This is a genomic window from Candidatus Bathyarchaeia archaeon (assembly GCA_038873195.1).
In the GTDB taxonomy this organism is placed as follows: domain Archaea; phylum Thermoproteota; class Bathyarchaeia; order Bathyarchaeales; family Bathycorpusculaceae; genus DSLH01.
The window spans coordinates 104,135-118,139 of the sequence record JAVZEV010000001.1 but is presented as its reverse complement, the minus strand read 5'-3'; the positions used below and the strand labels follow the sequence as shown (position 1 = coordinate 118,139).

Here is a 14,005-nt window from a genome sequence, read left to right as displayed (position 1 = left end):
TTTCCTAATGCTGATTCAGGAGGTCATCCTAGAAAACTTCATGAGCTACGAATATGCTAGGGTACCGTTTAAACATGGAGTAAACGTCATTTGCGGACCAAACGGTTCTGGAAAGTCCTCTCTGTTGTTGGCTATCTCCGTGGCATTGGGACAATCTTATACGGAACGGTCCAAAAAACTGAGCAACCTAATCCGATGGGGAAAAGACCAAGCTCGCGTGACACTTATTCTAGATAACACTCGAAGGGGAAAGAACCGCCCAGTTCAGAAATTTAACAAAGACCAAATTTTTCTCACACGTGTTCTTCGTAGAGATGGACAGTACTGGTTTGAACTTGAAAATAGAGCGGTTACAAAGCAGGATGTTGAAAGACTCTTGGACAAGTTGGGCGTAGACCCAGACAATATGCTCATCATCATGCATCAGAACATGGTTGAACAATTCACTATACTTTCCACGCAAGAAAAACTTCGCATGATGGAAGCAGCTGTTGGATTGGAGCCTTACCGCGAAAATGTTTTGCAAGCTCAGAAAAAGCTCACACGCATACTAAGCCAAGAAGAATCAGTAAGTAAGCTCTTGGAATCAGCAGAGCAGACGCTTAACTATTGGCGGGAGCAATACGACAGATTCCAAGAGAAAAAACAGTTGCAAACGAAAAGAAGATTTTTGGAAAGAGAGCTTGCATGGGCAGAAGTTGCCAGAAAAGAGGAAGCAGTCAAAAATTTAGAGGAAGGAATGAAAAGAGAAAAGGATGTTGTTAACCAGATTGAAGAAGAAACACGAAAAGTAGAAGAAGAATTACAAGTTCAGCGGAACACATTTGAAGAACTTAAAAAAGAATGGAAAACACTTTTTGATAAGCGCTTGAATCTTGAATGCGAAAAGGCTCGAAACGAATCGACAATCACGTTGTGCGAACAGCTATTAAAAGAAATAACTATGCTTGAGAATCCGCATCTCCAAGCGATAATGAAAGAACCTTTGCCCATGCAACCTAAACTTCTGAAAAGTGAAAATTTAAAGGAGCTCATGCAAAACTCCACAAGCCAACTGTCAAAGTTAAACACAGAAATAAAAGAAATTCAGTTAAAAACAAAAAGCTTAGAAGAAGAGACTGAAAAAGTCAGCAATCAGATTTTGGATAGTCGCATTAAATTGGCACTGCTTCAATATCGAAGAGAAAACGCAATCAATAACTTGAAGCAAATCGAAAGCGAGTTGAAAACTGCACGAATTCACTTAAACGATGCAATAGCGAAAGCAGAGCAGACCGGTTCCAGAATTGCAGTGATAAAAGGCATCAGCGAAATCTTAGATGAAATCCGCATCACAGACGGACATTTGGCCGCTCTAGCGGATGTTTCAGAAGACATAGAACGCATGTACGAATCCTACTCAAAACTTTACTTAGAACTGAAAGAAAAGGCGCAGTTAGTTGCCGAAAACCGAGAAAAGGCGTTAGAAGAAGTTAAAACACGAATGCAAGCTTGGCGAACAGTCATCCAAAACCTTCTAGACCGCGTGAATCTCGAGTACCAAAAAATTCTTGCCCAAGCTCAAGCTGTTGGTGAAGTTAGACTCGCTAATGGACATGACATGGAAGTTGCTGGATTAGAAATTTTAGTGGGCTTTAAAGGCGGAAAACCTGTTCCGTTGGATGCTTACACGCAAAGCGGAGGAGAAAGAACCACTGCAACAATGAGTTTCCTATTAGCCTTGCAACAGCACGTTCGCTCGCCATTCCGCGCTGTTGACGAATATGATATTCACATGGATCCTAAAAACCGCGAGTTAATCGCGAAAATGCTCATTTCAACAGTCAAGGATGCTGATGCCCAATATATTGTGATTACGCCAAGCCAGATAACGTTCGCAGAGGAAGAAGCAAACATAATCACTGTCCAGAACATCGAAGGCAAATCGATAATCAGAGAGGTTGCCTAATGCAGCCGAAAAGAGAGCGAATTCGCATCGGTAAAGAAAAGCTTCAACGCATAATCGAAATGTGTAAGTCTGTCGAGGAACGCTCGCTAGACCCATTTTTAATAGATGTCAATGAAGTTATAAGCGTAATTAAAGAGTATTTTCCAGAATGGGAAGTTCCAGAAGACCTTTGCTTAGACGCTGAAACTGTTCATCGTTTAGCCTCGGTTATAAAACTTCAAAGCGAATGGGTGAAACATCGCTCAACTTCGCTTTACACGGACCCGTTCCTATTAGAGGAAAAACTCACCCGAATAGATAAAGAAGATATGGTTGAAGTCTTCTTCAAGGCTTGGCATCCTATTGTCGAATTAGAACAAATTTCGCTTCATAGCATTGCAGAAGCTATGAAATACTGGGAGAACCTTTTGCCACTCAAGGAAAGATGGAAAGAATTTCCAACAGCAGAGTTTGAAGCGGGCACCACGACAAGAGATGAGCTTGTTAAACAAAGAATTCTACGTGATAAAGCCTTCTCTGAAGAATTAGAGAATTTCTGGCAGGAAATGAAAAGTAAAGTTAAGGAGAAAGGCGACGATGGAAGAATTCGTTACTGGGATTTTGTTGGCGCAGAAACCTACGAGGAAACAGTGCATAGGGCGTTCATGACGAGTTTTCTAATAACCTATGGTTATGCAACGTTAGAGGTTTATCCGTTAGAAGAAGAAATCTTAATCAAGCCATACGATAAACCAGTAACAAAAATCGGCAAGAAACAGTTGGTTTCCATACCAATAGCCGTCACAACTGACAATTGGATGAAATGGAAACGAGGAGAGCTAAAGTGAGCAAACGAAAAGGCTACTATGCAAGCAAACTCAAACGTGCAACACACATGCTTTTCTACCGCAGACATGCCAAACCGGGAGTGAAAGGTTGGGAACTTCGAAAAGCCTTAGGTGCAGATTACCCAAAAGTTTTGAACATTCTAGATAACTATTTGAAAGCGCTTGATTTGCAAGTCAAAACGGTTTTTGAAGAAGAGAAAACTGTTGAGAAGCCAACGCTGGAGCTGCTGGACAAAGCTAGATTTTACATAACACTACGAGGCGAATTAACGCCAAAAGAAGCTAAGATGATAGGGTGGCGAATAGACGACTTGGCTGGACTGGCAATAGCGATAGCTTACATAATTTCTAAGAAGGGAAAAGCTCCACGAAAAGAGGTAGAGGAACTTTTACGCGATAAACTTCCTGGGTGGAAAGTGGACATTAACATTGACCGTTACATTCGTTACGGATACTTAACGCAAGACGAGAATGAACAATTATATTTGGACTGGAGAACACGCGCCGAAATAGACCAGAAAGCACTAATAGATTTACTTTTGGGAACAGAAACGAAAGCGTAGATACAGTCGCTATTTTCGTATCTTGTGGTAAATGAAGGCGATAGCGTCAATAATCAATATGATTGTTAGAATCAGTAACGGATTACCAAGAAACTGATTTACAAAGTCATTCATTTATGAAACACCAAATCAGGTAATGCTGACATTTTGTATTTGGAAGTATCTCTTGGCGAGAAAACGCAAACGCTCGGCGTTTTTACCATTTTTACCTATTGCCACGCCCTTGTCTCTTGGGTTAACGGCGACAACTGCTATTTTCTTTCCATCCGACCTTTCAGTTAAACGAACTTCCTTAACAAGAGCAGGCTTAAGTGCATTCTTTATGAACTGCGCAGGATCTTCAGAATACTCAATTATTTCGTGTTTTTTCCCAGTCATTCTTTCCAAAGTGCGAATGTTTCTTCCGCCTCTTCCGATAGCTACGCCTACTTGTCCTTCGTTGACAACAAAAATCACACGTCCTTGCTCTTCGTCTATAATGCAGTCTTTGACGCTTGCGCCTGTTATGCTTTCAAACAAAGCGATATAGCGCATTTCTGTGCTTGTAAATTTTATTCCGCTTGTCATTCGCTTCCTCCGCGAGGCTCCTCTGGCTCAGTGCCCTCTACTAGTTTGAGAATTTCTGACTCACCCGGCTCTCTTATACTTAACGCTGAAACAGCAAAGGGTTTGCCGCAGACAGCAGCTAAATCAAATGATGAGCCTTTGTAGGTTATTAATGGGATATTTGAAAGTTTACAGTAGTATGCTATATCTTCACGTGTGATAGGGGGACAGTTTGAAGCCAAAATTATCATTTTAACCTTGCCAGTTTTCGCGTTTTGTATGGCAGAGTTTGTCCCGAAAGCTACTTTGCCAGTCTTGACAGCCGCTGCAATTGCCTTGTCTATGTCTATCATTCCTCTTTCTCTCCCTTAGATTCGGATGTTGACATGTATAACTCTACAAGTCCAGTACCAATGGGTATTGACTGCCCCACTATTACGTTTTCGGTTACACCTTCTAATGGGTCGCTTTCGCCTTTTATGGCTGCTTCAACAATGTTTGGAACAGTTATTTCGAATGCTGCTCTTGCCAAGACGCTTGATTTCTTGCCGCTTATGCCGTGCCTACCGATTTGTTGCACTTCGCCAGTTGACGTCATCATATCTGCGACAAGCATAACATGACGTATATCAACGTCCAAGCCTTGCTCTTCGAGAACACCCTTAGACTCATTCATCAACGCGTTTCTAGCCGCTTCAATTCCAAGAGTCTTAGCTATTTCGTGAACGTTATTTGTCGTTGTCCTCGAAGTATCCACGCCATAAACTTCCAAAACCTTCGGAAGGTTTGAACCGTCAGTTCTTATGACCCATTCTCCACGCTCTTCCGTAACAAGGACACGCTTTATACCGGATACTCCTTTAATGTGAAAAGCAGAAACTTTACCAAGCAGCCTCTTTAGGGCTTCAGCTTTCTTGGGCTTTATATGTATGTGATTTCCCTTCATCTTCACAGTGGAATTCTGAATCTGCAGTTTTTCCTTCAGTTCCTGTAAAGTCACTCCACGATCTTCCATCATTGTTTTATTAAGCTCAACAACTATTTCCTCATTCACCGGATCTTCATAAATTGCTTGGGCTAAATCCTCTAATGTAGTGTAAATGATACTGCGTGCAATTTTTACGGCGGATTCCTTGCTTTTTCTGTGCACTTCGTCTAAATATATCGTCATTATGGGTGTGGATGGAATTCTCCTAGCATCTACAATCTCTATAAGCCTTGGCAGGCCTAAAGTCACGTTTTGCTCTCTAACTCCAGCGTAGTGGAATGTTCTAAGAGTCATCTGCGTGCCTGGTTCGCCTATTGACTGCGCTGCAACTATTCCTACGGCTTCGCCGGGCTCCATTAAGGCTCGTTTATAGTTTTCAACAGTTAACTTAATCGCTTTATCCACGCACGCCTTGCTAAGTTTCGCTTTAGTTAAACTTTGTTTAAGCTCATCAACAAGTATAGGAGTAAGTTCATTCTCAACTTCCTCTAGTTGCTTCTTAATGTAATCTTCCGGCGCTGGCTTACCTTTTTCTTCAGCTATCCTAAGTTGCTCAACTAGTCGGCTCACGTTCACAGCCTTTCCATGGTCGCTTTTTGCAGGGTCAACTCCATCCTCGCCGTACCTGAACTGAATTATATCGCCTGCAGAGTTTCTTACTGTTCCGTCATACTCCAACCGTATATGTTCAAGTGCGTTAATCAGTCGTCTTTGCATGTATCCGCTTTGCTGTGTTCTAACGGCTGTGTCCACAAGTCCTTCACGACCACCCATAGCATGGAAGAAAAATTCAACCGCGTCAAGCCCGCTTTGATAAGATGAATACACGAACCCTCTCGCTCTTGGTGTCGGGTCGCCAGATTTGAAGTGGGGCAGAGCGCGACCTAGATACCCACGCAGTATTCTTTTGCCACGTACTGATTGTTGCCCTACACATGCGCTCATCTGTCCAATGTTTAGGCTTGAACCTCTCGCGCCAGTTCGAGTCATAACTATGCCAGCATTTTCGATAGTAAAATCTTCGTCAGCGATTTTTCCAGCGTCGTCTCTGGCTTTGGCTAATTCATTCATTACATAAATTTCGAAAGATTCCTCGAGTGTCTGCCCCGGAAGTCTGGGCAGAGTGCCCTTGCGGTAGCCTTCTATTAACTCCTCAACTTTCTTCTGAACCCTTTCCATTGTTTTGTTTATTTTGTTCTCCGCGGTTGGAGATAAAACGAGTTGTTCGTATGAATATGTGAAGCCACGCATTGATATAAAAAGTTTCAACAATCGAGTTATCTTGTTCAGAAATTCGCGTCCTGCTTTTGTTCCATAATCCTTTATTATTCTGTGAAGAAGACTTTCGGATTGTTCAGCACCTATCGAACGTCTATCTATGACACCGCTCACAAGTTCACCATTTCTGACGACCACATAAGCATCATATTTGCAATCTTCCTCTTCGCACTTGGAACACCCTTGACAAATGTTTGCCTTTAAAACATAGTTCATGTCTTTTGGTAGGAACAGACTGAAAATTTGTTTGCCCGTCCAGAGAGGTTGTGGTTCTTTGATTTTTGGCTCTGGTAAAGGTCCATCGTAACCTGCTGCAAGCAGCAACCTGTTGACTTCTTGTTTTGTTAAATAGTTTGATTTTCTTGTAAACAAATATGCGCCGGTTATAAAGTCTCGAATGGCTCCGATTATCGGACCTCCAAATCTTGGAGAGAGTATTTGGTCTTGGACTTGCATTAGCAGAAGTGCTTCTGTCCGTGCTTCTTCACTTTGTGGTATGTGTAAGTTCATCTCGTCTCCGTCAAAGTCCGCGTTGTAAGGCGGACACACGCACAGGTGCAAGCGGAATGTTTTGTAGGGCAAAACGCGCACGTAATGAGCCATTATCGACATGCGGTGAAGTGAAGGTTGACGGTTAAAGATGGCAATATCACCGTTTTTCAGATGCCTCTCAACAATAAAGCCAGGCTCTACAGCTTCAGCAATCTTTGTCCTATCAATTACAAATTCAAGTCTTATGCGTTTGCCGTCATGTCTAATGATGTAAAGGGCGCCAGGGTATTTTTCAGGTCCATTTATGATAAGCTGGCGCATTTCCTCAATGTTCCATTCAGTCACTTTTTCAGGCACAGACAAGCGCATGGCAACTTCAAGTGGAACCCCAACCTCATTTATGTCAAGGTTTGGATCTGGAGAAATAACTGTGCGCGCTGAAAAGTCAACTCTTTTTCCAGAAAGATTGCTTCGGAATCTTCCCTCCTTGCCCTTAAGCCTCTGAGAAAGCGTCTTTAATGCTCTTCCAGAACGATGTCGCGCTGGCGGTATACCAGAAGCCTCATTGTTAAAATAGGTTGTAACATGGTATTGGAGAAGTTCAGACAAGTCTTGAATTATAAGCGTAGGAGCCCCAGCTTCCATGTTCTCTTTCAACCGTTGGTTTATGCGAATTATATCCACAAGCTTGTGAGTGAGGTCGTCTTCTGAGCGAATGCCCGATTCCAAAGTTATTGAAGGGCGAACGTAGACGGGAGGAACCGGCAAGACTTGTAAAACCATCCAAGCTGGACGCGCGGCTTTGGGATTGAAACCCAAAAGTTCAAGGTCTTCGTCGGGTATGCGTTCTAGTCTTTCGCGAACCATGCTTGGTGTTAAAGGTTCAGAACCGCTTTCTGGGATTTGTTCACTAAACTTTGTGGGTTTTTCAAAGACTATTTTATACTGGATGGCACCACAATGAGGGCATTGTTTATTCTTTGTTTCTTGAATGATGACTTTGTAAACTTCGTCTGGAACAACGCCGAGAAGTTGGCGAGTTCTATCAACTCTTGCGTGAACTCTCTTAATGGTCTCATCAGGTAATAGTATGCGTCCACAGTTTCTGCAAGTTGCCCTCAAAAGATCATGTATTATTTTCGTAAATTCAATGTGTATTATTGGAACTGCAAGTTCGATATGCCCGAAATGTCCAGGACAGCGAACTGCAGTGTTACCGCATGTTTTACATCTTTGTCTAGGTTCAAGTGTACCGAGTCTGCCATCCATTAGTCCAGCAGTGATGGGAGCACCGTCTTCGTCGTACGTGTCTGGCGTTTGAATCTCGACAACTGAGAGTTTGCGCATGTCTTGTGGAGAAAGTAAACCAAAATAGATTTCGTCAACAACTTTATGGATTACTTCTTCTGTTGCCATGTTACGCTTTCTCCTTAAGTTTTAATTTGGGCGTTATACAAAGGCTCATTAATTCTTGTAAGAGAAGTTTGAACGCGTAAGAAACTATTACTGGAGAGATCTTAGCTTTGTCTTCGCAAAGTCTGCAAAGATATTTTCTCTGTTTCATATCATAATAGGCTATGTGACCGCAGTTTTCGCAAATGTAAAGCGTGTATTTGTCTGACTCTTCTAATAATCTGTCTTGAAGGAGCATGGCAGCGCCATGTCCTATTAAGCAGTCACGCTCCATCTCGCCGAATCTTAAACCTCCACCTCTTGCTCTTCCCTCAGTTGGCTGTCTTGTAAGCATCTGCACTTGTCCTCTAGCTCTAGCATGTATTTTGTCAGCAACCATATGATGCAATTTTTGATAATACACGATACCAACAAATATGTCGGCAACAAACTTTTCGCCGGTCGCACCATTATAAAAGACTTCACTGCCAGTGTGGCTGAACCCCAACTTAATTAACGCTTTTCTAATTTCGTCTGGTTTTTCGCTGATGAAAGGCGTTCCATCAACTGGTTTTCCTCTCATAGCTGCAACTTTTCCAGCCATCGATTCTATAAATTGTCCAATAGTCATTCTTGATGGAATAGCATGCGGGTTGATTATTATATCGGGGACTATGCCATCTTCGGTGAAGGGCATATCTTCCTGTGGAACGATTAATCCTATGACGCCCTTTTGTCCATGACGAGAAGCAAACTTGTCGCCTAATTCTGGAATGCGCTGGTCGCGAACTCTAACTTTCACAAGTTTACTTCCTTCTCCCGACTCCGTTATGAAAATCGCATCTACAATTCCAGTTTCTGAAGGGCGCATGTCCACAGATGTGTCTCGCATTGATGGTCCTTTTACTTCAAATTCTTTGTATTCCTCAAGAAATCTTGGCGGACTTATCCTGCCGATGAGAACGTCTCCGCCTGCAACGTTTGCTTCGAGGCTTATTATTCCGTCAGGTTCTAACAGTCGATAATATTGTTCTCCTCTGAATCCACGTGTTCCAGGCTCAGGTAAGGTAAACTTGTCTTTTAATCCGCCTAAGTATTGGCGACATTCAGCTTCGTAGATTCTGTAAAATGTTGAACGTCCTAAGCCTCTTTCTATTGACGCTTTATTGAAGATTAAGGCGTCTTCCATGTTATAGCCTTCAAAGGAAAGCACAGCTACAATGCAGTTTTGTCCTGATGGACGCAGTTTATAGCCCATTGTTTCCATTAATGCCGTTTCCAAGAGTGGGACTTGTGGATAGTGTAGAATATGTGACCGTGAGTCTACACGTTGGTTAAAGTTTGTTGCATAAAATCCTAAGGCTTGTTTTGCCATTGCTGCTTGATAAGAATTGCGCGGTGACTGGTTGTGTTCTGCGTATGGTATTGTTGATGCGCAAATTCCAAGGATTGTGTAGGTGGCAATTTCTAAGTGTGTGTGTTCTGGGGTTACTTCTGCAGGGCTTATTGCAACGTAAGCATTTTCTTCTTCTTCAGCGTCTAAATATTCAATTATCCCGTTTTTGACCAGATCTTCCCATGACCATTCTCCAGAAGCTATTTTGTCAATGTGTTCAGGTTGAAGCTTGGGAGAACCTTTTTCAACGATTATGAGGGGTCTTCTTACTCTTCCTTCGTCGCAGTTAACGTATATTTCTTCTCTTTCGCCGTGGATTTTTGAGAAGTGAACTATATTTACTTCTGTTGAGATTTCTCCTCTTCTGCGTCTTTCCCTGAATTCTCGTGTTAACTCTTCTGGGTTGTTGCAGTATCCAATAATGTTGCCGTCAACAAAGACTTTTGCTCCAGAAATCTTCAGTGCTTCGCTTGCTTCGTATACGGACACAACGCCCATGCCGTAAAGTACTTGCTTTACTTTTTCTGCGTTAACGCCAACGGAGATGCATGCAGATAACGCTAAGTTTTTGACCAATCCACAGTTTGAGCCTTCAGGAGTTTCATTTGGACACAAGCGTCCCCAATGAGTCGGATGTAAGTCTCTTGCTTCGAAGTTGGGTTGGCTTCTGCTTAAGGGCGATTGTAATCTGCGTAGGTGACTCAAGGTGGAGATGTGGTTAGTTCGGTCCAGAAGTTGAGTTATGCCAACTCTTCCTCTTCCCCAATTTCCTGTGGCAAGTGCATGTTGGAATCTTTCTGTTATTATTCCAGGGCGGACTGCTGCTGAGACGGTTATTATTGGGCCTTTTACACCTATTCGTTCAAGTTGATATTTTATGTCTCTGCATAGGTTTCTAAAGGCTACACGGAATAAATCAGCAAGTAATGGACCAGCAAGCCTAAGCCTTTTGTTTTTGAAGTGGTCTTTGTCGTCAGTTTGTCTTCTCCCCAGCTTCAGTTCGATAACTCTGCACACCATCTCGCCTAAGAATAGAGCCTTATCTCTTCTGCTTTGGCTTGTCCTGCCGATGTGAGGCAAGAAGTTCTTGTCTAATGCAGTTTCAGCCTTCTGTATTCGATATTCTTCAACTTGTCCGTGAGCCACACGGTTGCCAATAAAGATGATTGCGTCCTTTGCGGTGTCAACGCCTATTGCTTTTTCAAATGAAGGTTCCAGTTCACTTTGGATTTCCTTCTCTAGAGAAACTGCTTCAGCAATTTCTTTATCTGATTCCAAGCCCAAAGCACGCATTATCACAACAAACGGAATTTCTGTGGGCACACCTGGCATCGTAACATAAATGGCTTCATCCGACTTCATCTTTAATTCTGTTCTAGCCCTAAAGCCAACGGTTGTCGAGAATATTTTTGCTTGGTGTACAGGTGCTGCTCCCTTCTCGTCTATGTCAACTATTATGCGGTTAGGCGCTAAGTCTTCCATCGCTACTATTACACGTTCTGAACCGTTGACAACAAAATATCCACCAGGGTCGTCTGGGTCTTCTCCACAAGCTATAAGCTCTTCGCGGGAAAGCTGTGATAAAAAGCACAGTTTTGATTTCAGCATCACTGGAATATTTCCAATGTAGACGAGTTCTGTGTCTTGCTCTCTCCCATCTATCACAGGCGTCATTTCTAGGGCTATTGGCGCAGCGTAAGTCAGGTTTCTTAGTCTAGCTTCCATAGGATAAATTTCGTGTTTTGTGCCATCAACTTCTGTAGTGTAGGGACCAGTGATTCTTGTCTGTGGGTCAATTATCCAGACTTGACCAAGTTTCACTTTATAGGGGCTTTCAGGAACTTCTATTGGAATTTCGCCAACTTCATCTATTACTTCCTGCAAGCCGTGGTCTATAAACTCGTTGTAAGAATCTAAGTGCTGGCGAACTAGGCCTTTTTCTTTAAAGAAGGCTTTTAATAGTAGATTTGTGTCTTCTTTTGAGAATTCAGTCAATTTCAGCTAACCCCCGCAATTTTAAATTTAAACATACGTTAATGAACTTGTGTGATGCGGGTTTTTTCAAACTTTCAATTTCCTCCAATTGTCGGGTCATCCAACCGAAAAATGGTCTCCAATCTTGAAGAGCTAGAAACGTAAACCACACAGCTCTCTAATAAACTTTTTCATGTAATATTACACGTTTCCGCACATCCAATCATTTTTCATTTAGCTTCCGAACTTACTACGGCAACTAGACAGCCACAGTTTCGGGAAATAATTAATAAGAAAGACCCATGGCTTGTATTTGTGTGTGCAGCGGTAGCGAAGCCAGGTCTAACGCGGAGGACTCAAGATCGGAGCTGCTGGCAATAGCAATCCCCTATGAGCCATCCTCTCCCGTAGGGGTTCGCCGGTTCAAATCCGGCCCGCTGCACCATTTTTGTTGCATGAGTAGTGGGATATGCGCCAAGTTTCATGGTCAGTGGAGGAATGGCGTGGGTGTGGTAAAGGTGAGGTTGCTTCCTGGGCAGAGGGAAGTTAGGAAGGTTCTGTTGCGTCATTTTGGTGTTGTTCTGAGTTTTGAGAATGTGAAGGCGTTGCCGAGTGTTGTCTGCGTTTCTGATTTTCATTGTGTTGAAGAGTGGAATTTCCTTCGAAGTTAGAGTTTGGTTATTGGGAAAAGCGGAGTTATAATAATACGGCTGATCCGTGGAAAGAAGATAGATGCGTAAAGTAGTTATGGTTTATTTGTTGTGCGTGGAAAGCTATAGCCCCCCTTATTTATAGGTTGAATTTTTTGGTGAATTGTGTTTGGGTTTGTGTTGTTGTTTTGTTGGACGTTTCTACCACAATGTTTATTAAGACTTGCGATTTAATAGGGTGAAACTTTAAGGTGGATGAAAGAATGAAAAAAAGACCAGACACACATCAAACCGAAAGAAAAGACGACCTAAAATTCGAAGTATTAATAGACGAATTATTAGCATATGAAGCCCTAATCAGAAAAAAGACAGTTTAAAGGAAGAATAGGGCACAAGACGCCTCTAATTTTTTAAGTTGCATTCTTATTTATTCGGAAACAAAAACGAAGGAAAATGTAGAATGATCAACAAGAATCTTGTAGGCAGATGCGGTTTATATTGCGGAGCTTGCGGAATTTACAGAGCTTACAAGGACAATGGTGAATTTTTAAAGAAACTTGCCGAAGGATTCAAATGTCCTCCAGAAAAAGTAAGATGTGAAGGATGTATGGCTTTAACGCCGGAATGTTGGGGAAATGGCTGCAAAATTGTGCAATGTCTCCAAAGTAAAGGTTTGGAATTTTGCTATCAATGTAGTGAGTATGAGAAGGGCTCTTGTGAGAAATTTGGAAAATTGGCTCAACGTTACGCGAAAATTGGTGTAGATGTAAGAGCAAATCTTGAGAGAATAAGGAAAGGCGAAACAAATGAATGGTTAAGGGAAAGCGAGAAAAAATACAAATGCCGTTCGTGTGGAAAGCCATTACCTGTGTATGGAACAGAAGGAAAATGTTACCACTGCAGAAAAGACATTCCAGAGCAGTTCATTTAAGAAAAGCATGATTGAAACGTGCCACTAAGCAAAGAATATATTCTCCCGTTTAGTTAGAAAACTCTACAACGTTCAGATGATAACAGTGCAAAGACAAAATTCAGCAACATTGATCGACAAAATACTCAAGCTGAAGAAAGAGAAGAAAGCTGTAATTTTAGCCCATAATTATCAGAGACCAGAAATACAAGACATAGCAGATTACGTCGGCGACAGCATAGAACTAAGCCGAAAAGCCATGAACGAAAAAGACGCTGAAATAATAGTTTTTTCAGCAGTGGATTTTATGGCGGAATCAGCGGCAATTTTGAATCCAGAAAAGAAAGTGTTGTTGCCAACTCCTGGTGCACGTTGTCCCATGGCGCAGATGCTTACAGTAGATGAGATTAAAAAATGGAAAGCAGTTTACCCGCTCGTGCCAGTAGTTCTGTATGTTAACACCTTAGCTTCGGCTAAAGCTTATGCTGACGTATGCTGCACATCTGCAAACGCCTTAGAAGTTATAGAATCTTTGAACGCTGAAACCGTTCTTTTTGGACCTGACCGTAATTTAGCGGAATATGTGCAAAGAAAGACAGGGAAGACCATCATTCCGATTCCAGAATGGGGTTTCTGTCCAACTCATTTGCTTTTCCAGTCTGAAGATGTGCAAGTTCTTAAAATGAAGCATCCAGATGCGGTTGTCATGGTTCATCCAGAATGCACTCTCGAGATGCAAGAGACAGCTGATTTCGTTGGAAGCACATCGCAAATGTGCCGTTACGCAAAGGAGAGCAACGCCAAAACTTTCATCGTGGCTACTGAAGAGGGACTTTTGCACCGCCTAAGAAAAGACAACCCAGAAAAACAATTCATTTTAGCGTACGAGGAAGCCGTTTGTCCAAACATGAAGTTGAATACACTGGATAGGCTTTACATGGCTTTGAAAGAAGAAAAATATAGGGTTACAGTTCCTGAAACTATAGCGAAAAACGCTCGAAAAGCTCTAGAAAAAATGTTTGAAATAACAAAATGAATGGT

The 14,005-nt window shown here is 42.2% G+C and carries 10 protein-coding genes and 1 tRNA gene; 7 read left to right on the top strand and 4 right to left on the bottom strand.

What is annotated here, in order from left to right; all coding sequences use genetic code 11:
- Window positions 1-7 precede the first annotated feature (7 nt).
- The 3 genes from QXW63_00590 to QXW63_00580 are packed head-to-tail and all read left to right on the top strand — an operon-like array spanning window position 8 to window position 3,338.
- Window positions 8-1,948: an AAA family ATPase gene (locus QXW63_00590; GenBank protein ID MEM3460398.1), complete on the top strand. Its 1,941-nt coding sequence runs from the start codon at window positions 8-10 to the stop codon at window positions 1,946-1,948.
- Window positions 1,948-2,775: a hypothetical protein gene (locus QXW63_00585; GenBank protein MEM3460397.1), complete on the top strand. Its 828-nt coding sequence runs from the start codon at window positions 1,948-1,950 to the stop codon at window positions 2,773-2,775. Before QXW63_00590 ends, QXW63_00585 begins: the two co-directional genes overlap by 1 nt.
- Window positions 2,772-3,338, top strand: coding sequence for a hypothetical protein (locus tag QXW63_00580; protein MEM3460396.1), 567 nt, complete (start codon window positions 2,772-2,774; stop codon window positions 3,336-3,338). Before QXW63_00585 ends, QXW63_00580 begins: the two co-directional genes overlap by 4 nt.
- A gap of 129 nt (window positions 3,339-3,467) precedes the next feature.
- On the opposite strand, the gene QXW63_00575 is transcribed toward QXW63_00580, so the two are convergent.
- From QXW63_00575 to QXW63_00560, 4 genes are read right to left on the bottom strand one after another with little or no spacing between them, the layout of a single operon-like run.
- Window positions 3,468-3,905 (bottom strand): NusA-like transcription termination signal-binding factor, encoded by a 438-nt coding sequence (locus tag QXW63_00575; GenBank protein MEM3460395.1) that lies wholly within the window; start codon window positions 3,903-3,905, stop codon window positions 3,468-3,470.
- Window positions 3,902-4,237, bottom strand: a complete 336-nt coding sequence (locus QXW63_00570; GenBank protein MEM3460394.1) for a 50S ribosomal protein L30e — start codon at window positions 4,235-4,237, stop codon at window positions 3,902-3,904. The genes QXW63_00575 and QXW63_00570 overlap by 4 nt, the downstream gene beginning before the upstream one ends.
- Entirely contained in the window at window positions 4,234-8,058 is a 3,825-nt protein-coding gene (locus QXW63_00565) for a DNA-directed RNA polymerase subunit A' (protein ID MEM3460393.1), read from the bottom strand. The genes QXW63_00570 and QXW63_00565 overlap by 4 nt, the downstream gene beginning before the upstream one ends.
- A 1-nt stretch (window position 8,059) precedes the next feature.
- Window positions 8,060-11,425, bottom strand: coding sequence for a DNA-directed RNA polymerase subunit B (locus tag QXW63_00560; protein MEM3460392.1), 3,366 nt, complete (start codon window positions 11,423-11,425; stop codon window positions 8,060-8,062).
- A gap of 300 nt (window positions 11,426-11,725) precedes the next feature.
- Here QXW63_00560 and QXW63_00555 point away from each other — a divergent pair.
- The 4 genes from QXW63_00555 (at window position 11,726) to nadA (ending at window position 14,000) form a co-directional block, all read left to right on the top strand.
- Window positions 11,726-11,849, top strand: a tRNA-Leu gene (locus QXW63_00555).
- A gap of 58 nt (window positions 11,850-11,907) precedes the next feature.
- On the top strand, window positions 11,908-12,075 hold the full coding sequence (locus QXW63_00550) for a hypothetical protein (protein MEM3460391.1): 168 nt from the start codon (window positions 11,908-11,910) through the stop codon (window positions 12,073-12,075).
- 439 nt (window positions 12,076-12,514) lie between these two features.
- Window positions 12,515-12,985 (top strand): DUF3795 domain-containing protein, encoded by a 471-nt coding sequence (locus QXW63_00545; GenBank protein ID MEM3460390.1) that lies wholly within the window; start codon window positions 12,515-12,517, stop codon window positions 12,983-12,985.
- 85 nt (window positions 12,986-13,070) lie between these two features.
- Window positions 13,071-14,000 carry a quinolinate synthase NadA gene (gene nadA, locus QXW63_00540; protein ID MEM3460389.1) on the top strand — a complete coding sequence of 310 codons (930 nt, stop codon included), beginning with the start codon at window positions 13,071-13,073 and terminating at the stop codon, window positions 13,998-14,000.
- Window positions 14,001-14,005: the final 5 nt, after the last annotated feature.

Excerpts from the sequence above, each read along its gene's own strand:
- QXW63_00565 (MEM3460393.1), bottom strand. The coding sequence starts at position 8,058 with ATGGCAACAGAAGAAGTAATCCATAAAGTTGTTGACGAAATCTATTTT.
- QXW63_00545 (MEM3460390.1), top strand. The coding sequence starts at position 12,515 with ATGATCAACAAGAATCTTGTAGGCAGATGCGGTTTATATTGCGGAGCT.
- QXW63_00590 (MEM3460398.1), top strand. The coding sequence starts at position 8 with ATGCTGATTCAGGAGGTCATCCTAGAAAACTTCATGAGCTACGAATAT.
- QXW63_00570 (MEM3460394.1), bottom strand. The coding sequence starts at position 4,237 with ATGATAGACATAGACAAGGCAATTGCAGCGGCTGTCAAGACTGGCAAA.
- QXW63_00575 (MEM3460395.1), bottom strand. The coding sequence starts at position 3,905 with ATGACAAGCGGAATAAAATTTACAAGCACAGAAATGCGCTATATCGCT.
- QXW63_00585 (MEM3460397.1), top strand. The coding sequence starts at position 1,948 with ATGCAGCCGAAAAGAGAGCGAATTCGCATCGGTAAAGAAAAGCTTCAA.